Origin of the sequence: Actinoallomurus iriomotensis (genome assembly GCF_030269445.1) — a bacterium.
In the GTDB taxonomy this organism is placed as follows: Bacteria; Actinomycetota; Actinomycetes; order Streptosporangiales; family Streptosporangiaceae; genus Actinoallomurus; species Actinoallomurus iriomotensis.
Window position 1 is genome coordinate 475,552 of record NZ_BSTJ01000001.1, and the last position, 20,043, is coordinate 495,594.

Below are 20,043 nucleotides of genomic sequence, written 5' to 3' on the forward strand. Positions count from 1 at the left end.
CGGACGTCACATCCGTACGGGCGAGCAGGGCTTCGACCTGTGCCGGCGACCGCACCCGGGCCACCTCGTCGACGCCGGGGAGCCGGTTCGTCCGTCTCCGTTCAGAAGCTGTAGGACAGGAAGTCGATGCCCGCGCGCTCGAAGGCCTCCTCGCCGATGACCAACGTCTCGGGGCCGGGTAGGAAGTGCCCGCTGTGCCGGTTGATCATCACGGGGTAGCCGGGCAGCGCCGTCCCCATGCCGGCGGCGTAGACCTTCCCCCCGACGCCGGCGAGCACGGTGTGCGACATCTCCGTCCTCGGCTCGCCGTTGGCACCGAAGCCGGCGGGGATGACCCGCAGCTCAGGAGCCTCTCGTTCACCGGGGACGACGGCCCACTTGATCTCCGACTCACCGTGCAACGCGTTCATCAGGGTGGCCACCCCCGCACCCTCGTGCAGCGTCACCGGGGTGAGGCCGAAGAGCGCGGCGGCCCTCACCTCGCTCTTCTGCTCCCGCAGGCTCCGGTTGTTCTCCCACAGCGGGTATGGCGCCAGGCCGAGCGGGTCGGCCGCCGCGGTCGGGTTGTGGACATAGGCGTGCGGGTTGGGTTGCGGCGTGATGCCGAGCGGGTCGGTGCTGTGGTAACGGCCGACCGCGGCGTCGTAGTAGCGCCGGTGGTTGTAGTCCAGGCCGGTCTCAGCGTCGTGGTACTGGCCCGGGAAGCGCAGGGGGCACGGGCCGGCCACGGCGTCGCCGCCCAGGCCGGCGCCCCAGAGGTTCGTCGCAGGCATCCGGACCAGGTCACCGGCCGTGTCGATGAGTTCCGCGGGCGACCCGGCGAGGTCGGTGACGATGGCGTGGAAACGCTCGTCCACCCAGCCGTCGGACCGCTCGCGTGCCGGTACCCGCTCGGCCTGGGTCAGGGGCTCGAACGTGCCGGGCCGGTGGTTCCAGGTGAGCGTCCGTGTCACGGTGCCGGTGCGCCGATGGACGGTGCGCGTCTCCTCGATGAGGACGGGACCGTCCCACCGGAAGTCGGTCCGCTCGACGACGCCGGCCGGGCCGGTGCACTCCTTGGCGACCCGCCGTCCGAGCGGGTCGTAGCGGTAGTTCCACCGCTGTCCGGCGGGTGTCGTCACCGACACGAGCCGGTCGCCGTCGCCCCACTCATAGGTCCAGGTCAGGACCTTCCCGGACAGGGTCCGTCGGCGCCGCCGCACCACCCGGCCCTGCGGGTCGTACTCGTAGTGCGTCCTTCCGGCCCGCCGGAGCAGGGTGGCGGTGTGGTCGCGCTCACCGACCGCGTCGTACGCGCCGTCGCCAGGCGACGCCGGCCAGACAGCGTCGGTGAGGTTCCCGGCCGCGTCGTAGGCGTACCGTTCGGTCCACCCGTCGGCCCGGACGGCGGTGACGCGACCGCCCGGGTCGAGGTCGAACTCGCGCGTACCGGACAGCAGGTCGGTAACGCCGGTGGGGTGCCCGTCGCCCCGGTAGCGGTAGGTGCGGTGCTGCAGGCGTCGGGCGCCGGATCCCTCCACCGGCGTCCCCCACAATGACTGCGCCGCGAGCCGGTGGTCGGCGCTCCACTGCTGCGTGAGAGCGACCTCGGGCCCGATCCGGCGCTCGACCTCCCGTCCGGCCGCGTCATGGTCGAAGCCGAGGGTCCGTCCCGCCGTGCGCAGGGCGACCGGCCTGCTCGCCGCGTCGTAGGCCCAGTGCGACTCGGCTCCGGTCGGCGTACGCCGCAGCACCCGCCGGCCGAGCGGGTCGTAGACACTGTGGACCGTGGCGCCGTCGCACGTCTCCGCGAGCACCCGGCCGAGCCGGTCGCGTTCGAAGGCGACCTCGGAGCCGGGGGCGCGCGCGTGGACGAGGCGGCCCGCCGGGTCGTAGGAGAACGCGATCACCTGACCGTCGGTGACCTGTGCGGTGATCCGGCCGAGCGGGTCTCTGGTGAGACGGGTGGTACGCCCGGCGCCGTCGGTGCGCGCGATCAACCGGCCGGTCGCGTCGTACTCGTAGCCCAGCCGCCGGCCGTTGAAGTCGATCTCCCGTACCAGGCGCCCGGCCGCGTCGTACTCGTAGCGCCAGACCAGGCCGCCGGACGTCGTCACGGACACGAGACGAGCCTCGGTGTCGTAGCCGAACTCCAGGCGGTTGCCGTCCGGTCCGGTACGGGCCGCGAGCAGGTCGAAGTGGGTGTACTCCGAACGCGTGACCCCGCCCGCGCCATCGGTGTGCGCGGTCGGGTTGCCCTCTCCGTCGTACACCCAGCGTTCGGCGGTCCCGCCGGGCAGGGTCCGCCAGGCGGGACGACCCTCGATCGTCCAGCCGTACCGGCTCACTCCGCCCACCGGGTCCGTCATGGCCGTGACCCGGCCGAACGCGTCGCGCTCATACTGGACCTCACCGCCGGCCGGATCGACGATCCGGACCGGCAGCCCGGCGGCGTTCGTCTCGATCCGGGTGGTGGCGCCGACGGCGTCGGTGACCGCCCGCAGATGTCCCCGTTCGTCGTAGGAGCAGTGCGTTGTGCCGCCGAGCGGGTCGGTCACGGCGACGAGATTGCCTCTCTCGTCGTACTCCTGCCGCCAGATCGTCTCCGCGTCCGCCCCGGTGACCTCCAGCGGGAGGCCGAGGTCGTGATAACGGCCGGTGATGCGGCGGCCGTCCGGGCGGGTGATCTCGATGACGTTTCCGGCGGCGTCGTACCGGTAGCGTGTCGTGTGGCCGCGCGGGTCCGTGCGTGCCAGCAGACGGTCGTAACGATCCCACTCCGCGGTGGTGCGGTGCCCGAGCGGGTCGACCTCGGCGACCACCTGGTGCGCCCCGTTCAGGTGGTACGTCGTGACGTGTCCGAGGGAGTCGGTGACCGTGGTGAACCGGCCGTCCGGATCATAGGTCAGCCGGGTGTCCAACAGGCCTCCGGAGCCCTCGCCCCGGACGGCGCGCCCACGTTCGTCGTAGCCGTAGCGGTACCAGTGGCCGTTGCGGTCGGCCCACGCCGTGAGGCGTCCGGCTTCGTCGTAGGAGAACCTCAGCGGCTCACCCGACCCGTTGGTGACCGCGACGAGGTGCCCGGCCTCGTCATAGGCGTACTGGACCAGTTCGGTGCTCTCGCCTTCGCCGGTCAGGAGCCGGAGCGCCCGTACCCGCCGGTCCGCGACGTCGACGGCGATCCGGTATCCGCCCGAGTGGCTGAGCTCGGTGAGTGTCGCCTCGTCGTCGTATCGCAGGTCGATCCGGTTGCCGTTGCGGTCGGTGATGGCGACGAGCGGCAGTGTCCGGGTGAGCGTCCCGTCGGACGACGCGAAGTGCATCGTGTGCCCGGCGTGGGGGTCGGTGACCGTGTATCCACCCTCCGGCCGCGACGACAGCGGCAGGCGTGCGCCCTCCACCGGCGACACGGTCTCGCCCGCCGCCAGGGCCGGGTACGTGAGGATCGCGCCGTCGGCGGTCGCCAGGGTCGCACCCGAGCCGTCGAGCTCCAGCCGCTGGTCGAGCGTTGACGCCCAGGTCGGCCCGAACAGACCGCCCGACCGATACGACGACACGTGGGTGCGGACCAGCGTCAGCGGCAGCACCCCGGCCAGCTCCACATCGGTCTGCTGGAGCACCACCTCGCCGGTGGCCACGTCGATCGGGTCCTTCGTCACCGTTCGTTTGGCGAAGGACCGTGCCTTCGTACGGAGGTCGCCCAGGTCGGTGACGGTGCGCAGCGCCCGCCCGCCGTCCTTGAGTGCGCCTCGTGAGGCCGCCGCGGGAGCCTCCCGCAGGAGGCCGCCCACCACGCGGAAGACTCCTAGGCGGCCGAGTGCCCTGCCGCCCGCCCCCAGAACCACCCTCGTCCCACCGACCCATCACCCGTTTCCCCGGCTCCGTCCCCGGACGATACGCGAGTCGTCCTTCTCGCGCGTTCCCGAAGTCCGGATCCTGAAGGTGGCGGTCAGAGGTGGAGCGCCTCGCCGGGCCAGGACTCCAGGACGCGGTCGCCGTCGCCCGGCAGGTCCACCTCGCACCAGACGACCTTGCCCTGGCCCTCCAGGCGAGCGCCCCAGCGCTTGGCCAGCCGGTGCACCACCTGCAGGCCCCGGCCGTTCTCGTCGTCGTCGGCCGCCTGGCGGGCGCGCGGCAGCGCGTCGGAGCCGTCGCGTACCTCCAGTACGAGGGTGCGGTCGAGCAGCATCCGCAGGCCGATGTCGCCCGTGGCGTACCGCAGGGCGTTGGTGACCAGCTCCGAGACCAGGAGTTCGGCGGTGAAGGACAGCTCGTCCAGCTCCCACGAGCCGAGCGTCCCGCGCACTCGCCCGCGCGCCTCGCGCACCGCCGACGGCCGGGCCGGGAGGGTCATGGTGACCACGTGCTCTTCGGGGAGCCGCCGCAGCCGGGCGATGAGCACGGCGATGTCGTCGCGCTCCTGGTCGGAGTACGCGCCGTCGAGGGTCGCCTTGGCGAGGTCCTCCAGCGGGCTGAGCAGCGCCTCCGGCCCGAACACGCGCCGCAGCCGCAGCAGGCCGTCGTCGATGTCCTGCCCACGGTTCTCCACGAGCCCGTCGGTGTAGAGGACGAGGATGGAGCCGTCGCCGATCGTGAACTTCCGGGTCTCGATCATGCCCTCGCCGACGCCGAGCGGCGGCGCGGGCGAGACGTCGAGGAACTCGCTGGTGCCGCCCGGCCGGAGCAGCAGCGGCGGCAGGTGGCCGGCGGAGGCGATCTCACACGTGCCGTCCGTGGCGTCGTACACGGCGTACACGCAGGTCGCGAAGGCGGGCTCGCGCTCGCCGATCCCCCGCATCAGCGCGTCGACCTGCTGGAGGCCTTCGGCCGGCGACAGCTCCAGGTTGACGATCGTCTGCAGCGCGGTGCGCAGCCGGCCCATGGTGACGGCGGCGCGGACACCGTGCCCGGCGACGTCGCCGACGATGAGGGCGACGCGCCCGCCGGGGAGCGCGATGGCCTCGTACCAGTCGCCGCCGACCTCGATCAGCTGGTTGCCCGGCAGGTAGCGGTGGCGGATCTCGACGCTGGACGGCGCGGTGAGCCCGGTGGGGAGCATGCTGCGCTGGAGCGTGAGCGCGGTGGCGCGCTCCCGGCTGTAGCGGCGCGCGTTGTCGATGTAGAGGGCGGCGCGGGCCGCGAACTCCATGCCGATCTCGACGTCGTACGCGTCGAAGGGGCGGTGCGCGTCGCTGCGGGTGCAGACGATGAACCCGAGCGTCGTGCCCCGGGCGATGAGGGGCAGCAGGACCATGGAGACGCCGTCGAGGAGCCGGCCGACGGGAGGCCGCCGCCAGGCCCGCGCGATCGCGCGCGCGGCCTTGGTGTCGAGGTGCGGTTCGAGGACGGGCGCGCTGGTGGCCATGCAGCGGACGTACGGCGTGCCGGGCGGGTAGGCGAGGACCTCACCGGCGGGGAAGGCCGCGCTCCAGCTGGGGAAGTCGTTGTCGGCGGCGACGGCCAGCCGGTGCAGGATGGCCGTGCCCTCCGGGGAGAAGGAGGGGACCTCGTCGGCGCCCATGATGCTCTCGCGGATGAGCACGCCGGCGGAGTTGCAGAAGTGCGGGACGATCACGCCGGCGAGCTCCTGCGCCATCTGCTCGAGATCGAGCATCGCGCTGATGCGCGGCAGCGCGTCCTCCAGCAGCGCCCAGCGCATCAGCGCCGGGTCGGTGAAGCGTTCCAGGTCCGTCACCGCGACCCGGATCATCATCAGGCCGGAGTCGCCGTCGCGCCCGTGCATCGGCACGACGGTGACCACGGCGTCGCGGGGGTCGCCGTCGTCGAGGACGCTGAGGACCGCGGTGCGCTCCTGGCCGGCGCCGAGGGCGTCGAGCAGGCCGGTGAGGGTCTCCTTGGCGTCGGTGGAGAACAGGCCGGCCGCGTCGGTGCCCACGATGTCCTCCGGGGCGCGGCCGACGACGCCGGGGGCGTTCTGGCCGCACTGCAGGATCTCACCGGAACGGCCGATGCCGAGCACGAGCGTTCTCGCCGAAGAATCGGCCATGGCTGACGAACCCTTCCGTTGTCCCGCTGTTCGGCGCCGCCGCGCACCCTTGCTGTGGGTCAAGTATGTCGAGTTGGCCGCTAAATACGAGACAAATCGCAATTGTCGACTGCAGACTGCGAGAGCATGCTCACCAGTTGATCACACATCCGAATGTCCCGTCACACGCATCGGCGAGCCGCACCGTTCACCGGATCGCCCTACCCGTATCACCACTCGCAGGCGGATGAACACGGAACAGCGTCCTCCGGCGTGAGGAAGCGGCGGCCCGGCCTGCCGGTGGACGCCGTGCCGCCGCCGTACGGGCCGGGGCTCAGCGCGCGGCGATTCCCGTCATCAGGGCGTCGACCACCCGGGCGGCGAAGTCATCCGGCACCGGACCCGCGCCGAACGCGCGGGCGCGCTGGGCCAGGGCGCCCATGATGAGCCAGAGCGCGGTCTCGACGTCCAGGTCCGGCCGGAGCTCCCCCGCCGTCACCCCACGCCGCAGCACCGTGCGGATCACGTCGCGCCGGGGCTCGATGACCTCGCGGGTGAACCGGGCCATCAGCTCCGGATACCGCTCGGCGCCGCCCATGATGCTCCAGTAGCAGTCGAGGCGCTTCTTGTCCGTCTTGTTCGACACGAAGGCCTGCGCGATGGCGATCAGATCCTCGCGGACCGACGCGCCGACGGGAGCCGGGAACGGCTCCTTCAGCGCGGCCAGCGCGTCGATGATCAGCGCCTCCTTGTTCGGCCAGCGCCGGTAGATCGTCGTCTTGCCCACCCCGGCGCGGGCGGCGACGGCCTCGATGGAGACCCCCGCCACGCCGCCCTCCTCGGCGAGGAGGTCCACCGTCGCCTCGACGATCGCCTTGTCGGCGCGCTCGCTGCGCGGGCGGCCGGGCGGCCGGGCCGCCCCCGCCGGTCTGCCGGAGCTCACCGAGCCCTCGGAGCCTCCGGCGCCGGGCGACCCCGCGGCGACCTGAGCGGGGAGGCGTTCACGCGTCTGACTCATCGCGGATCACCGTCTCACACCTCGATCGGCTCTCGCTCCTCGGCCGAGACCTCGAAGCTCTCCTCCTGGCTCTTACCCGGCATCCACCGGAGTACGACGAGCGCTCCAAGGAGGGCGACGGCCGAGGAGATGGCGGACGTCACGTGCATGGCGTGCACGAAGGACTCGTGCGCCGGTCCCAGGAGCGCGCGGCCCGCCGGGCCGAGCTTCTCCGCGACGCCCGCGGTGGCCCCGATGGACTCCCCCGCGGCCCCGCGCAGGCTCGCGGGCAGCGCCGTCAGATGCGGCTTCATCCCCGAACGGTAGAGCGAGGTGACCAGCGAGCCGAGGACGGCGACGCCGAGCGCCACCGCGACCTGCCGGGCGATGTTGTTGATCGCCGAGCCCGAGCCGGCCTGCTCTCGGGGAAGCACCGACATGACCGCGGTGGTGGCCGGCGGCATGACCATGCCCATGCCCGCGCCCTGGACGAAGAACGTGATCTCGAGCAGCCAGATCGGACTGTCCACGGTGGCGGTCACGTGGTAGCTCAGCAGGGCGGCGGCGACCATGATCAGGCCGGTCGCGGCCACGCGCCGCGCGCCGTACCGGCTGACGAGACGGGCGCTGCGCGGCGCGACGAGCAGCTGCCCGACCGCGAGCGGGATCGTCAGCAGGCCCGCGCCCAGCGGGGAGTACCCGCGCACGCTCTGCACGTACAGCGAGATGAACAGCACGACGCCGCCGAGCGCGAAGAACACCAGCGCGATGGCGCCGACCGAGGCCGAAAGCCGGCCGTCGCGGAAGAGCCGGACGTTGAGGGACGGGTGCTCGATGCGGGTCTCGTACCAGCCGAACACCGCGAGGAGCGCGACGCCGGCGAGCACCGGGCCGTACACCTGGGGCACGAACACCGCGGCCTTCTCACCGCCCTCGATGATGCCGTACGTCACGAGGACCAGGCCCGCGATGGACAGCAGCACGCCACCGAAGTCGATCTTCATGCGCTGCCCGCGCGACTCGGGGACGACCAGGGCGATGGCGATCACGCCGACGATGACGATCGGGACGTTGATGAGGAAGACCGAGCCCCACCAGAAGTGGTCGAGCAGCAGCCCGCCGAGGATCGGGCCGAGGGCGATCGCGACGCCGACGGCGCCGGCCCAGATGCCGATGGCGCGGCCGCGCTCCTCCGGCTCGAAGACGTTCGCGATGACCGACAGCGTCTGCGGCATGACCGCCGCGCCGCCGAGGCCCATGGCCGCGCGCGCCAGGATGAGCTGGTCGGGCGACTGCGCGTAGGAGGAGACCAGCGACGACAGGCCGAACAGCGCCATGCCGATGATCAGCATCCGCTTGCGGCCGATGCGGTCGCCGAGCACGCCGAAGGTGAACAGCAGGCCGGCGAAGACGAGCGTGTAGGAGTTGATCGCCCACTCGAGCTGGCCCTGGGACGCGCCCAGGCCCGCACCGGGGTCGGCGATGGTCTTCAGGGCGACGTTGAGGACGGTGTTGTCGAGCACGACGACGAGAAGGCAGACGACGAGGACGTACAGGATCGTCCAGCGCCTTCTGTGGATGGTCTGCGGATCCATCTGACCCTTCAGGGATTCGATACGAGTCTGTCGCGTATCTGAACACCGCCGAGCACGGATCTCTTCCCGATCGATACGCAACGGTCCCGTTTCGCTATGAACAGGGAAATTTTCGGGGGTGTTCCGGCCGTTGCGCGCGTGTAATCATTCGGTATGTCCGGGGACGCCAGAGCGGCGCCTCGAGGCTGGAGGTATCGATGTCTGCATCTGAAAGTCGGTCGACCGTGCCCGTCGGGCTCTACGGCGGCCAGACCGGACGCCGCGTCACCGTCCGCGACCTAGCGGCGGCCAAGGAACGCGGCGAGAAGTGGCCCATGCTCACCGCGTACGACGCGCTGACCGCGCGCGTGTTCGACGACGCCGGCATCCCGGTGCTGCTCGTCGGCGACTCCGGTGCCATGGTCGTCCTCGGCTACGACTCGACCGTGCCGGTCACCGTGGACGAGCTGCTCCCCCTGACCGCGGCGGTCGTCCGCGGCACGTCGCGCGCGCTGGTCGTCGCCGACCTGCCGTTCGGGTCGTACCAGACCGGTCCGGAGGAGGCACTGCGCAACGCGACGCGCTTCCTCAAGGAGGCCGGCGCCCACGCCATCAAGCTGGAGGGCGGCGAGCGCGTCCTCCCGCAGGTCGAGGCGATGGTCGCGGCCGGCATCCCGGTCATGGCGCACCTGGGCCTGACGCCGCAGTCGGTGAACGTCTTCGGCGGCTACCGCGTCCAGGGCCGCGGCGAGTCCGGCGAGCGCCTCATGGCCGACGCCAAGGCTCTGGAGGCCGCGGGCGCGTTCGCGGTCGTGCTCGAGTGCGTCCCGGCGGAGCTGGCCGAGCGGGTCACCGCCGCCCTGTCCATCCCGACCATCGGCATCGGCGGCGGTGCGGGCACCGACGCGCAGGTCCTCGTCTGGCAGGACATGGCCGGGCTGACGCCGCACACCGCCAAGTTCGTCAAGAAGTACGCCGACGTCGCCGGGGTGCTGCGTTCAGCGGCCCAGGAGTACGCCGAGGAGGTCGTCTCCGGCGTCTTCCCGGCGCCCGAGCACTCCTACCGCTGAGCCGCCTACCGCTGAGTCGGTCGCCCGCCATCCGTGATCATGCAATAGGTTCGGTATAACGCATGATCACGGAGCGGGCGCTTCGGCGCCGCATGACGCCGGAGGACAGACGCGACATGACCCTCTCCCCAGGGCCGCCACCGTGGCCGATCCCGCCGTCGTGGACCGTCACGCCGCCCCGGCGCGCCACCGCGACCACGGATCCGCCACCGCCCGACACCGGCACGGCTCCGCCGCCCGCGTCGGCTCCGGCGCCGGTGGAGCAGGCCGCACCGCGCCGCACGATCGTCCTGCTCACCACGGACGAGTCCACGGCGCGTGACGTCCCGGGCATCGCCGTCGAGGCCCGTACGCCGCCGGCACCCGCCGCGGGCTTCGCCGGCGTGTACGCCCTGGCGGACGCGGCGGCGCGGGCGTTCGCCGACGGCGCGCAGGGCGTCGTGATCGTCCACGACGATGACGCGCTCGACGAGACGGCCTGGGCCCTCGACGTGCTGCACACCGGCGAGGCGCCGCTCGTGCTCGCCGCCGGTCCGGCCGGGGCCGTGGACCTGGCGGATGCCCTCAGCGTCGCCGCAGCCGCACCGGCCGGCTCCGGCTGCCTGGTGGTCGCGCACGGCGAGATCCACGCGGCGCGGTACGTCCGGCGCACCGGCGCGCACGCCTTCTCCTCGCCCGGAGCCGGCCCGCTGGGCCGCGTGACCGCCGGATCGGCACGCCTGCAGTGGCGTCCGCCGGAGCGCCTGACCGTACGCGGCGGCCCGGCCGCCGACCGCACGCCGCACGTCGGCGTGCACACGGCGGTCCTCGGCGACGACGGCGAACTGCTGGGCGCGCTGGCCGAGCGCTGCGACGGCCTGGTCGTGGCGGGCGGGCCGCTGGACCCGATCGCCGGCACGCTGGCGGCCGCCGCGTCCCGCATGCCGGTGGTCCTCGCCTCCCCCACGGGCCACGACGCCTTCACGACGACGTCCCTGGACCCGCTGAAGGCGCGCGTCCTGATGCACCTGCTGCTCGCCGCCGGCCGCGACCACGACGCGATCCTGTCGGCCTTCGCCGCCGCCGAGCACCCGGGGCCCGTCCAGCTCTGACCGCGGCGCGGCTACAGAGACGCGGTCAGGACGGTGCGGGCCTCGGCGAGTGACGGGCCGTACCACTCCAGGTGGCGCCCGCTCACCAGCGCCACCCGTACGCCGGGGAACTCCTCCGGGCCGTCGCCGGGGCCGAAGGCGTACGGCTCGTCCGGCAGGACGACCACGTCCGGGCGGCGGTCCAGGATCCGCTCCACCGTGACCCTCGGGTACCGCTCGGCGTCGCCGGCGTAGAGGTTGGCGACGCCCAGCCGTGCCAGCACGTCGCCCGCGAACGTCTCGCGGCCCAGCACCATCCACGGTCTCCGCCAGATCGGGACCACCGCCGTACGGGTGGGCGCGGGCGGTTCGTCCAGCACGTCCGCCCAGGCCGTACGGGCGGCGCCCAGCCACGGCGGTTCCTCCAGGCCGCAGGCGCCGAGCATCGTCGCCAGCTCCGACAGGGCCTCGGGCAGGTCGCGGATGACGGTCTCCCACACCGGGACCCCGGCCGCGCGCAGCCGGTCGAGGTCGGCCGCGCGGTTCTCCTCGAAGTTGGCCACGACGAGGTCCGGTTCGAGGGCGATGATCCGGTCGACGTCGGGGTTCTTGGTGCCCCGCACGCGGACGACGTCCAGGTCCGGCGGGTGGGTGCACCAGTCGGTGGCACCCACCAGCAGGTCCGGCGCGGTCGCGGCGATCGCCTCGGTCAGCGACGGTACGAGCGACACGACGCGCCGCACCCGCACCGGAGGCCGTCTCACCGGCCCGCGCCCTCCAGCGCCGTCCAGAACTCCTCGGCGGTCAGCTCACCCGGACCGTGCCCCTCACGCGCCGAGCGGTTGGCGAGCCGTCGCAACAGCTCGTTGACCGGCGTCGGGATGCCGTGCTCGCGGCCGAGCAGGACGATCTCGCCGTTGAGGTAGTCGACCTCGATCGTGCCGGTGCCGCGCTGGAGGCTCTGGTACGTCGAGCCGCCGGAGCGGCGGCGGCCCCGTACCGGCCGGGACTGGGAGATGAGGGGCTGGACGTCCGGCGGGTCGACGCCCGCCGCGCGCAGGCAGGCGGTGCCCTCCTCGCGGGCCCGGCGGACGATCTCCTTGCCCTGGTCGCCGGGGCCGAGCAGCGCCTCGACCGCGTTGCCGAGGTTGTTCAGCAGCTTGCCGTACTTGTAGCCCATGATGTCCGGCCGCGCCCGCGACTCGAAGGTCGCGCCGGCGAACGCCTCCGCGAGCGAGCGCGCCGTCTCGTCGTCGCCGCGCGGATAGCGCCCGACGTCGAGGGCGCCGCTGACGGGGGCCATGTACGCCTCGATCACCCCCGGCTCCAGGAACGCCGCCGGCAGCACCACGCACATGCCGTAGACGTCCGGGAACAGCCGGAGGGCGAGGCGCTCGTTCTCCACGCCGTTCTGGGCGCACGCCACGACGATCTCGGGTGGGGCGGCGGCGTACAGCTCCGCGAGGGCGGGCAGGGTGTCCTGGGTCTTCATGGCGAGCAGCACCACGTCGCCCGGCGCGAACTTCACGTCGGCCGGGCGGGAGGCGACCGGGATCTCCAGCGTGACGCTCTCGTCCGGCGTGTCGAGCCGCAGGCCGTGGTCGCGGATCGCCTCGTAGTGGGCGCCGCGGGCGATCAGCGTGACGTCGTGTCCCTGCCGGAACAGCTGGGCGCCGATCGTTCCCCCGATGGCGCCCGCGCCGTAGACGACGAACCTCATAGGCCGGTCACCCGTACGCCCGCGTGCGTCTTGTAACGGCGGTTCACCGAGATGAGGTTGGCGGTCAGCGCCTCGACCTGGTGGGCGTTGCGCAGCCGGCCCCCGTACACGCCGCGCACCCCGGGGATCCGGCCGGCGAGCGCCTGCACGGTGCCGGTGGCCTCGCGGTCATCGCCGAGCACGAGGACGTCGAGGTCCACCTCGTCGACGTCCGGGTCGAGCAGTACGACCGCCGAGACGTGGTGGAACGCGGCGACGACGGTGCTGCCGGTGAGCACGGCCGCGGCCTGCTGGGCGGCGCTGCCCTCCTCGACGGGCAGCGCGTACGCGCCCTGCTTGTCGAACCCGAGCGGGTTGACGCAGTCCACGACGATCTTGCCGTCGAGGTCGTCGCGCAGCGACTCCAGCAGCGCCCGGTGCCCGTCCCACGGCACGGCGACGATCACGACGTCGGCCTCGCGCGCGGCGACGGCGTTCTCCTCGCCCCGGGCCTGCAGCCCGTCGCCGAGACTCTCGGCCGCCTGCCGGGCACGCTCGGCGCTGCGCGAGCCGATGATCACGGAGTGGCCCGCGAGCGCGAAACGGCGGGCCAGCCCCTTGCCCTGGTCTCCGGTACCGCCGAGGATCCCGACGGACAGCCCGCTGACGTCCGGTGATTCAGCCTGCGAAATGGTCATGGGGCCGATCCTGCCACGGAGCGGTGAGGCGACGAGCGAGCGGAGTGGCCGGTGAGGCACGAGCCGGCCGCGGAGCGAGCGAGGAGCCGAGCGCGCCCGTCATCCGGCCGGCGACCGGGGTGCGGCGGCCATGGCGGCGCCGACGATGCCGGCGTCGTTGTGCAACTCGGCCGCCACCACCTCGGCCCGTACGTCCTTCAGGTGCGGGAGGAAGTGTTCGGCACGCTTGCTCACGCCGCCCCCGATGATGATCAGCGAGGGCCAGAGCAGGTCCTCGACCCGCCGCAGGTACTCCTCCAGCTTCCCGGCCCACTTGTGCCAGCTCCAGTCGTGCACCTCCCGGGCGTGCGCGGAGGCGCGGCGCTCGGCGTCCTTGCCGCGGATCTCGATGTGCCCCAGCTCGGTATTGGGCACCAGCGTGCCGTCGTTGAACAGCGCGGTGCCGACGCCCGTGCCGAGGGTCACCAGCAGCACCGTGCCCGACCGTCCGCGCCCGGCGCCGTGCGCCATCTCCGCCACGCCCGCCGCGTCGGCGTCGTTCAGCAGCGTGACCGGCGTGCCGCACTCGTCGGCGAGCAGGTCGCGCGCCGCGAGGCCCTCCCATTCGTCGGTCAGGTTCACCGCGGTGCGGGTGACGCCGTCGGTGACCACGCCCGGGAAGGTGACCCCGACCGGACCGGTCCAGTCGAAGTGCCGGACGATCTGCGCGACCGCCGAGACGACCGGACGGGACGCGGCGGGCGCCGGCGTCTCCACGCGCATGCGGTCACGGGTGAACCGGCCCGTGACCACGTCGACGGGCGCGCCCTTGATGCCGCTGCCGCCGATGTCGATGCCGAGAATCTCCATGACACATGCGTACACCACGCCGTCTCGCCCGATGCGCCCGGCTCGGGACACGTGACCTTCCCACCTCGCCGCCGATGAGGGTGAGACTCCGGGGTCCGTACGGCACGATGGGAACCATGGACGCGAGTCAGGTCAGGGCTCTGCGAGAGCTGCTGGCGACCACCGGCTGGCCGGAGCGCACCCAGGACTTCGCCCGCTCTCTGCGCGCTTCCGCCCGGGTGCCGGGCGGCCTGCTGCTGTTCGGCCCGCGCGACGACGAGCCGTGGCACCTCGCCGCACACCTGGACGACGAGAGCCGCCTGTGCGGGCTGCCGGAGATCAGCCCCACACTCGTCCGCTGGGACCCGCCGCCCGGCGCGCCGGCCCATCTGAGGATCGGGCTCGACCGGCTGGAGGCCGCACGCCGCGGCGAGACGCTCCTCGTCGTGTCGGAGGAGACCGCCCCGGAGGGCGTGCTCGAACGCGTCGACGACGCCCGCCGGATCGGCGCGACGGTCTTCGCGCTGGAGGGGGGCGACGAGGAGCTGCGCGGGCTCGCGCACGAGTCACTGTCCGTGCCGCCGAGCGAGTCCGCGATCTCCTTCGACGCCGCCCAGCACCTGGTGAGCGCCGCGACGGGCGAACCGCGCGTCAAACGCGGCCTGCGCGACCGCCTGGCCGGCCTCCTCGACACGATCACCGGCCCGCCGGCCGGCTGACCGTCTCCGGCCCGACGGCCCCCTCTCGCGCTCGCGTCAGTTGTCGTCTTGGGCCTCCCACTGTTCGTTGCGCTCGCGGGCGTGCTGGAGCGCGTTCGCGGCCTGGGCCTCCGTGGCGTACGGGCCCATCCGGTCGCGGTCGGGGCACCCGGGGCCGTGCTCGACCCGCATGTGCTTGAGACAGAAGAACCACTCGCCGTCGTCGCTCATCATCGCCTCCTGATCGACTTGTCATCCTTCCCCTCACGGGCAACTACACTCCAACACCATGACGACGCAACTCCGTCCCGGCCGCGTCTCGCCGATGCGCACGGTGCCCGCAGAGATTTCCCGCCCGGAGTACGTCGGCAAGAAGTTCCCCCGCACCGGCGAGCCCGACGTCAAGACGCCGGAGATCATCGAGCGGATGCGGGTGGCCGGCCGGATCGCGGCGCAGGCGATGGCCGAGGTCGCCAAGCACATCGAGCCCGGCGTCACCACCGACGAGCTCGACCGCATCGGGCACGAGTTCATGCTCGACCACGGCGCCTACCCCTCGACGCTCGGCTACCGCGGGTTCCCCAAGTCGCTGTGCACCTCGCTGAACGAGGTGATCTGCCACGGCATCCCGGACGACACGGTCGTGCGCGACGGCGACATCATCAACATCGACATCACCGCGTTCAAGGACGGCGTGCACGGCGACACCGACGCGACGTACCTCGTCGGCGACGTCGACGAGGAGTCCCGGCTGCTCGTCGAGCGCACCCAGGAGGCCCTGGCCCGCGCCATCAAGGCGGTGCGCCCCGGCCGGCGGCTCAACGTCATCGGCCGGGTGATCGAGTCCTACGCCAAGCGGTTCGGGTACGGCGTGGTCCGCGACTTCACCGGCCACGGCATCGGCACGACGTTCCACTCCGGGCTGATCGTGCCGCACTACGACGACCCGAACGCCTCGACCGTCATCGAGACGGGCATGACGTTCACCATCGAGCCGATGCTGACCCTCGGCACGATCGAGTACGAGATCTGGCCCGACAAGTGGACGGTCGTGACGAAGGACCGCAAGCGCACCGCCCAGTTCGAGCACACGCTCCTCGTCACCGACGACGGCGCGGAGATCCTCACCCTCCCCTGAGATAACGCCGCGCGGCGGGGTACGCAACGCCGTATGGCGGAACTACGGACCTACCGCAGCAAACGCGACGCGCGCCGTACGCCGGAGCCGGTCCCGGCGGAGGGTCCGCTGCCCGAGGGCAACGACGACACGTTCGTCATCCAGGAGCACCACGCGCGGCGGCTGCACTGGGACTTCCGGCTCGAACGCGACGGCGTGCTGGTCTCGTGGGCCCTGCCCAAGGGTGTGCCGGACGACCCGAAGGTCAACCACCTCGCCGTGCACACCGAGGACCACCCGCTGGAGTACGCCTCGTTCGCCGGGGAGATCCCGCAGGGCGAGTACGGCGGCGGCCAGGTGATGATCTGGGACCGCGGCACGTACGAGACCGAGAAGTGGACCGAGCGCGAGGTCAAGATCGTGCTGCACGGCGGCCGGGTCTCGGGCCGGTACGTCCTGTTCCCCACGAACGGCAAGAACTGGATGATCCACCGGATGGATCCGCCGGTCTCCCCCGACGCCGACCCGATGCCCGAGGACGTACGCCCGATCGTGCCCGAGAAGCGCGCGCGGCTGCCGCAGCGGCATGACGAGTACGGATACGAGTTCGCCTGGGGCGGGCGGCGGCTGATCGCGTACGGCGAGCGAGGGCCGGCGCGTGTCGTCGCCGCGGACGGCAGGCCCGCGAAGGCGCCGCGCGGGCTCGGCGAGGCGCTCGGGATCCACCGTGCGGTCCTCGACGGAGAGCTGACCGACACCGGCGGCGACACGTACATGATCTACGACCTGCTCTACCTGGACGGGCGGTCGCTGCTGGACGAGCCGTACGAGCGGCGCCGTGAGCTGCTCGGCGACCTGGAGCTGTCCGGGCCGCACTGGCAGACCGCACCCTGGTTCGACGACGGCGAGGCGGTACGCGAGGCTGCGCGCGAACAACACCTTCCGGGCGTCGTCGCCAAGCGCCTCGACGCGCCGTACCGTCCGGGTAAGGCCGACTGGCGCCTGATCCCGGTCTGAGCTGCGCGGTTCGACCGTGTTGCTGGGTTAATCTGACGAATTCCGCTGACACACGGTGAACGTGCGCATCTGCTCCGGCGCGTCGTCCAGCATCGAAGGCCCTCGGCCCGTTACAGTCCGCGCGTGGTTAATACGTGGGCAAAGCGAGTGATGTACGCATGATGGGGCATACTCACGCCCTGGCGGGGGCTGTCGCGTGGCTGGGAGTGGTGCCCTTCCTCGCGGACTATGGAATGAAGATGACGCCCGGTGAGATCGTCGCCGGCTCCGTCGTCTGTGCGGGGGCGGCGCTGCTGCCCGACATCGACCACCACAGCGGTTCGATCGCACAGGCGCTCGGGCCGGTCACGAAGGTCCTGTGCAAGGGCGTCGCGTGGATCTCCGGCGGGCACCGGCACGCGACGCACTCACTGTTCTTCATCGTGCTGATGACGTTCGGCACCGACCTGCTCGCCCAGTACTTCCGGCCCGGCTGGTGGGTCGAGCTCTTCCTGCTCATCTGTCTGGGGCTGCGAGGGGTCGGAATCCACGTCCCCGAGCGCGAGCACTTCAACGTGATCATCAACGGCGCCCTGGCACTCGGCCTGACCTATCTCATGATCGGCATGCACTTCGCCGGGCCGGGGATCGACCTGTTCATGGGCCACTACTACCTGGGCTGGGCGGGTCTGTCGGTGGGGCTCGGCTGCCTCATGCACATTTTCACCGACTGCCTGACGCCGGAGGGCTGCCCGATCTTCTGGCCGTGGAACAAGCGGTTCAACATCCCGCTCGTACCGCGCACCAACGGCCTCATGGAGAAGTGGGTGGTCCTCCCGATCCTCACCCTCGGCGTGGTCATCCTGGCGATCCGCACGTCGGTCGGCGGCTTCGCCGTGCACTGGCTCCAGCACAAAAGCGGCTGAGCGCGAAACCGGCCCATCTCCTGTCTCCGGCAAAGGATGGGCCGGTCCGGCCTGCCGTACCGCTTGCCGTCCGTGACTGCGGGGAACAGCAGTCTGCATGAAGCGACACACGCGGTCCGCCTCGGCGGTGGTCGCCGGGCTGGCGCTGATCGCGGGCTGCGGCACCGAGGTGCGGCGGGACACCCGGCCCGGCGCGGTGGGCGCGGGAACGCCCGTCTCCGGCGACGTGCTCGAGCAGCAGTTCGAGCAGGTCGTCAAGAGGGTGCTGCCCTCCGTCGTGCAGATCAACACCGACTCGGGTCTCGGGTCGGGCATCGTCTATGACGACAAGGGCGACATCGTCACCAACGATCACGTCGTGGCGGGCGCGCAGCGCCTGCAGGTGACCTCGCCCAGCTCCAAGACGCCGCTGCCCGCGACGCTCGTCGGGGAGTTCGCCGCGAACGACCTCGCCGTCGTCCGGGTGAGGAACGCTCCGCTCACCCGGGCGACGTTCGGCGACTCCGGGCGGCTGGCCGTGGGCCAGATCGTGCTGGCGATGGGCAACCCGCTGGGCCTGTCCGGGAGCGTCACCAACGGCATCGTCTCCGCCCTGGGGCGTACGGTCAGCTCCCAGCGCGAGGGGTCCTTCCCCGGCGCGACGATCGCCGGCGCCGTCCAGACGAGCGCGCCGATCAACCCGGGCAACAGCGGCGGGGCTCTGGTCACCCTGAGCAACCAGGTGGTCGGCATCCCGACGCTGACCGTCACGGACCCGCAGATCGGCGGCGCGGCGGCGGGCATCGGGTTCGCCATCCCGAGCAACACGGTCAAGCTGATCGCCGACCAGCTCATCGCGTCGGGGCGCGTGAAGGAGTCCGGACGCGCCGCGATCGGCGCCAAGGTGCGCACGGTGGTCGACCTGCGGGGCGACGTCGAGGGCGTCGGCGTCGTCTCCGTGACACCGGGCGGCCCCGCGGCGAATGCCGGAATCGTCGCGGACGACGTCATCCTGTCGGTCAACGGCGTCCGCACCCAGACGACGACGGCCCTGTCCGAGGCGCTCGCCACCCTCAAGCCCGGCCAGAAGGTGAAGGCACAGATCATGCGCCCCGACGGCGCGCGTCAGACGGTGACCATCACACTCGGGCAGCTCCCGGGCTGAGCGCCCCGTCTCAAAAGTCGCCTTCTGAGCCTTGGGTCATGTGCGCAGGTCGCCGGTCAGTTCACTGACCGGTTCTAGGTCGAGGCCGAGGCCGGCCGCCCAGGCGAGGACGTCGGTGAGGGTGGGCGGGGTCGATCCGGTCTAGCGGAGGTGGGCCCACTGCCGGCGGGTGAGCGCCAGGTAACGAAGGCCGGGCAGGCTGGACAGGACGGCCAGGTCGGTCAGGTCGCGGGCGTCGGCGCGGGACAGGTCGAGGCCGTGCAGGTTGGGGATGGTGCGCAGCGGCGTGAGGTCAACCTGGCCGATAATGCCCAGGTCCAGTGAGGTGAGGGCGGGGTGGTCGGCGAGCGGGGTGAGGGCCGCGCCGTCCACGGTGAGCCGTAGGTCTTCGACGGGCAGTTCGCCGATGGGGGTCAGGTCGGCGGTCGTGCCGCGGTTCATGCGCAGGCGCAGCAGGTGGGTGCCGCGGTCAGTGGGGTCAGGTCGACCAGGTCTGCGGGGTCGTTGACGTGGACCTCCTGGAGTCCGGGCGGGACCGGGTTCGGGATGGCGCCGGTCACCGTGCTCGGGACCTCGTCCTCGTAGACGTCCGCCCACAGATCGAGGCCGCCGGGCCGGCGCGTGTCAGGGGTGTAGGCGCCCTGTTCCAACCGGTCCAGGTAGCCGCCCAGCAGCGACGTCACCGAGTCGGCCACGTAGATCGGATGGTCGGGCGGATCGGGGCCGTACTTGATGACCTGGCCGGGGCGGCCGTCACGGGCCGGGGCCAGGTCGACCGCCAGGGCGTCGCCGTCGTTCGCCATGGCGAAGGTCACCCAGCCGGGGTGGGCTGCGCAGCGCCGGACCGTGTGCGGCGGATCGGCGTGCAGGAAGACCTCGTCCCAGTCCGCGTCCGGGTCCGCACAGCCCGGGACCGTCTGCTCGAGATGTTCCCTGATCAGGCTCTCCAGGCTCAGCCAGCAGGCGTTCGCGAACAGGCTTCGGTCGGGGCCTCGCGGGTCCTCCCCGTCGGCGACCAGGTACATGGCCTTCAGATCGGCGGGCAGGGGAAAACCCGGGCGATGTTCGGCCTCCTCGATCGCGGCGGGAGAAGCCGCCGGCGACCGTTGCTCGGGCCGCCCTTAGGATCGCCGACCGCCGCGCGAGGTGGTCACGCAGCCGCCGCACCGCCGGCTCCGGATCGCCCGCCGGGAGCGGTGCCCGCCTCCTGCCGGAGACCCGACGGGACGAACCGGTGGCCGGGAACCAGCACCACCTCGAA

Annotated in this window: 17 protein-coding genes and 1 pseudogene; 7 read left to right on the forward strand and 11 right to left on the reverse strand. The window is 72.2% G+C overall.

Annotated features, from left to right (window positions below; genetic code table 11):
• Positions 1-101: 101 nt before the first annotated feature.
• The 4 genes from QSK37_RS02220 to QSK37_RS02235 all read right to left on the reverse strand — a co-directional run bounded on the left by QSK37_RS02220 (position 102) and on the right by QSK37_RS02235 (position 8,557).
• Positions 102-3,773, reverse strand: a complete 3,672-nt coding sequence (locus tag QSK37_RS02220; protein ID WP_285617136.1) for a DUF6531 domain-containing protein — start codon at positions 3,771-3,773, stop codon at positions 102-104.
• Positions 3,774-3,928: 155 nt separating this feature from the next.
• On the reverse strand, positions 3,929-5,986 hold the full coding sequence (locus QSK37_RS02225) for an ATP-binding SpoIIE family protein phosphatase (protein WP_285617137.1): 2,058 nt from the start codon (positions 5,984-5,986) through the stop codon (positions 3,929-3,931).
• Between the two features lie 313 nt (positions 5,987-6,299).
• Positions 6,300-6,983 (reverse strand): TetR/AcrR family transcriptional regulator, encoded by a 684-nt coding sequence (locus QSK37_RS02230; protein ID WP_285617139.1) that lies wholly within the window; start codon positions 6,981-6,983, stop codon positions 6,300-6,302.
• Positions 6,984-6,997: 14 nt separating this feature from the next.
• Positions 6,998-8,557, reverse strand: a complete 1,560-nt coding sequence (locus tag QSK37_RS02235) for an MFS transporter (protein WP_285566965.1) — start codon at positions 8,555-8,557, stop codon at positions 6,998-7,000.
• A 197-nt stretch (positions 8,558-8,754) separates the two neighbouring features.
• Here QSK37_RS02235 and panB point away from each other — a divergent pair, with 197 nt between their 5' ends.
• Positions 8,755-9,606, forward strand: coding sequence for a 3-methyl-2-oxobutanoate hydroxymethyltransferase (gene panB, locus QSK37_RS02240; protein WP_285617141.1), 852 nt, complete (start codon positions 8,755-8,757; stop codon positions 9,604-9,606).
• Positions 9,607-9,722: 116 nt separating this feature from the next.
• On the forward strand, positions 9,723-10,697 hold the full coding sequence (locus tag QSK37_RS02245; protein ID WP_285617143.1) for an asparaginase domain-containing protein: 975 nt from the start codon (positions 9,723-9,725) through the stop codon (positions 10,695-10,697).
• A gap of 11 nt (positions 10,698-10,708) precedes the next feature.
• On the opposite strand, the gene QSK37_RS02250 is transcribed toward QSK37_RS02245, so the two are convergent.
• From QSK37_RS02250 to ppgK, 4 genes are all read right to left on the reverse strand, one after another.
• Entirely contained in the window at positions 10,709-11,440 is a 732-nt protein-coding gene (locus tag QSK37_RS02250) for a helical backbone metal receptor (protein WP_285617145.1), read from the reverse strand.
• Positions 11,437-12,396, reverse strand: coding sequence for a ketopantoate reductase family protein (locus QSK37_RS02255; protein WP_285617147.1), 960 nt, complete (start codon positions 12,394-12,396; stop codon positions 11,437-11,439). The genes QSK37_RS02250 and QSK37_RS02255 overlap by 4 nt, the downstream gene beginning before the upstream one ends.
• Entirely contained in the window at positions 12,393-13,073 is a 681-nt protein-coding gene (gene npdG, locus QSK37_RS02260) for an NADPH-dependent F420 reductase (protein ID WP_285617148.1), read from the reverse strand. Before npdG ends, QSK37_RS02255 begins: the two co-directional genes overlap by 4 nt.
• 99 nt (positions 13,074-13,172) lie before the next feature.
• Positions 13,173-13,922, reverse strand: a complete 750-nt coding sequence (gene ppgK, locus QSK37_RS02265) for a polyphosphate--glucose phosphotransferase (protein ID WP_285617150.1) — start codon at positions 13,920-13,922, stop codon at positions 13,173-13,175.
• A gap of 116 nt (positions 13,923-14,038) precedes the next feature.
• Between ppgK and QSK37_RS02270 the strand changes: the two genes are divergently transcribed.
• Positions 14,039-14,620, forward strand: a complete 582-nt coding sequence (locus tag QSK37_RS02270; protein WP_285617152.1) for a hypothetical protein — start codon at positions 14,039-14,041, stop codon at positions 14,618-14,620.
• Between the two features lie 36 nt (positions 14,621-14,656).
• Here QSK37_RS02270 and QSK37_RS02275 read toward each other — a convergent pair whose 3' ends face one another.
• Positions 14,657-14,830: a hypothetical protein gene (locus tag QSK37_RS02275; RefSeq protein WP_285566978.1), complete on the reverse strand. Its 174-nt coding sequence runs from the start codon at positions 14,828-14,830 to the stop codon at positions 14,657-14,659.
• Positions 14,831-14,888: 58 nt separating this feature from the next.
• On the opposite strand from QSK37_RS02275, the gene map reads away from it, so the two are divergent.
• The 4 genes from map (at position 14,889) to QSK37_RS02295 (ending at position 18,782) form a co-directional block, all read left to right on the forward strand.
• Positions 14,889-15,737: a type I methionyl aminopeptidase gene (map, locus tag QSK37_RS02280; protein WP_285617154.1), complete on the forward strand. Its 849-nt coding sequence runs from the start codon at positions 14,889-14,891 to the stop codon at positions 15,735-15,737.
• 33 nt (positions 15,738-15,770) lie between these two features.
• Positions 15,771-16,733, forward strand: a complete 963-nt coding sequence (locus QSK37_RS02285; protein ID WP_285566982.1) for a DNA polymerase ligase N-terminal domain-containing protein — start codon at positions 15,771-15,773, stop codon at positions 16,731-16,733.
• Positions 16,734-16,894: 161 nt separating this feature from the next.
• Positions 16,895-17,638, forward strand: coding sequence for a metal-dependent hydrolase (locus tag QSK37_RS02290; RefSeq protein WP_285618860.1), 744 nt, complete (start codon positions 16,895-16,897; stop codon positions 17,636-17,638).
• Between the two features lie 97 nt (positions 17,639-17,735).
• Positions 17,736-18,782, forward strand: coding sequence for a S1C family serine protease (locus tag QSK37_RS02295; protein ID WP_285617156.1), 1,047 nt, complete (start codon positions 17,736-17,738; stop codon positions 18,780-18,782).
• 141 nt (positions 18,783-18,923) lie between these two features.
• On the opposite strand, the gene QSK37_RS02300 is transcribed toward QSK37_RS02295, so the two are convergent.
• Positions 18,924-19,223, reverse strand: a complete 300-nt coding sequence (locus tag QSK37_RS02300) for a leucine-rich repeat domain-containing protein (protein ID WP_285617157.1) — start codon at positions 19,221-19,223, stop codon at positions 18,924-18,926.
• Positions 19,220-19,864: pseudogene (locus QSK37_RS02305) on the reverse strand (SMI1/KNR4 family protein); the annotation flags it as partial. The gene QSK37_RS02300 and the pseudogene QSK37_RS02305, both read right to left, overlap by 4 nt.
• Positions 19,865-20,043 lie beyond the last annotated feature (179 nt).

Excerpts from the sequence above, each read along its gene's own strand:
- QSK37_RS02225 (WP_285617137.1), bottom strand. The coding sequence starts at position 5,986 with ATGGCCGATTCTTCGGCGAGAACGCTCGTGCTCGGCATCGGCCGTTCC.
- QSK37_RS02230 (WP_285617139.1), bottom strand. The coding sequence starts at position 6,983 with ATGAGTCAGACGCGTGAACGCCTCCCCGCTCAGGTCGCCGCGGGGTCG.
- QSK37_RS02235 (WP_285566965.1), bottom strand. The coding sequence starts at position 8,557 with ATGGATCCGCAGACCATCCACAGAAGGCGCTGGACGATCCTGTACGTC.
- panB (WP_285617141.1), top strand. The coding sequence starts at position 8,755 with ATGTCTGCATCTGAAAGTCGGTCGACCGTGCCCGTCGGGCTCTACGGC.
- QSK37_RS02245 (WP_285617143.1), top strand. The coding sequence starts at position 9,723 with ATGACCCTCTCCCCAGGGCCGCCACCGTGGCCGATCCCGCCGTCGTGG.
- QSK37_RS02255 (WP_285617147.1), bottom strand. The coding sequence starts at position 12,396 with ATGAGGTTCGTCGTCTACGGCGCGGGCGCCATCGGGGGAACGATCGGC.
- npdG (WP_285617148.1), bottom strand. The coding sequence starts at position 13,073 with ATGACCATTTCGCAGGCTGAATCACCGGACGTCAGCGGGCTGTCCGTC.
- ppgK (WP_285617150.1), bottom strand. The coding sequence starts at position 13,922 with ATGGAGATTCTCGGCATCGACATCGGCGGCAGCGGCATCAAGGGCGCG.
- QSK37_RS02270 (WP_285617152.1), top strand. The coding sequence starts at position 14,039 with ATGGACGCGAGTCAGGTCAGGGCTCTGCGAGAGCTGCTGGCGACCACC.
- QSK37_RS02275 (WP_285566978.1), bottom strand. The coding sequence starts at position 14,830 with ATGAGCGACGACGGCGAGTGGTTCTTCTGTCTCAAGCACATGCGGGTC.
- map (WP_285617154.1), top strand. The coding sequence starts at position 14,889 with ATGACGACGCAACTCCGTCCCGGCCGCGTCTCGCCGATGCGCACGGTG.
- QSK37_RS02285 (WP_285566982.1), top strand. The coding sequence starts at position 15,771 with ATGGCGGAACTACGGACCTACCGCAGCAAACGCGACGCGCGCCGTACG.
- QSK37_RS02290 (WP_285618860.1), top strand. The coding sequence starts at position 16,895 with ATGGGGCATACTCACGCCCTGGCGGGGGCTGTCGCGTGGCTGGGAGTG.
- QSK37_RS02295 (WP_285617156.1), top strand. The coding sequence starts at position 17,736 with ATGAAGCGACACACGCGGTCCGCCTCGGCGGTGGTCGCCGGGCTGGCG.
- QSK37_RS02300 (WP_285617157.1), bottom strand. The coding sequence starts at position 19,223 with ATGAACCGCGGCACGACCGCCGACCTGACCCCCATCGGCGAACTGCCC.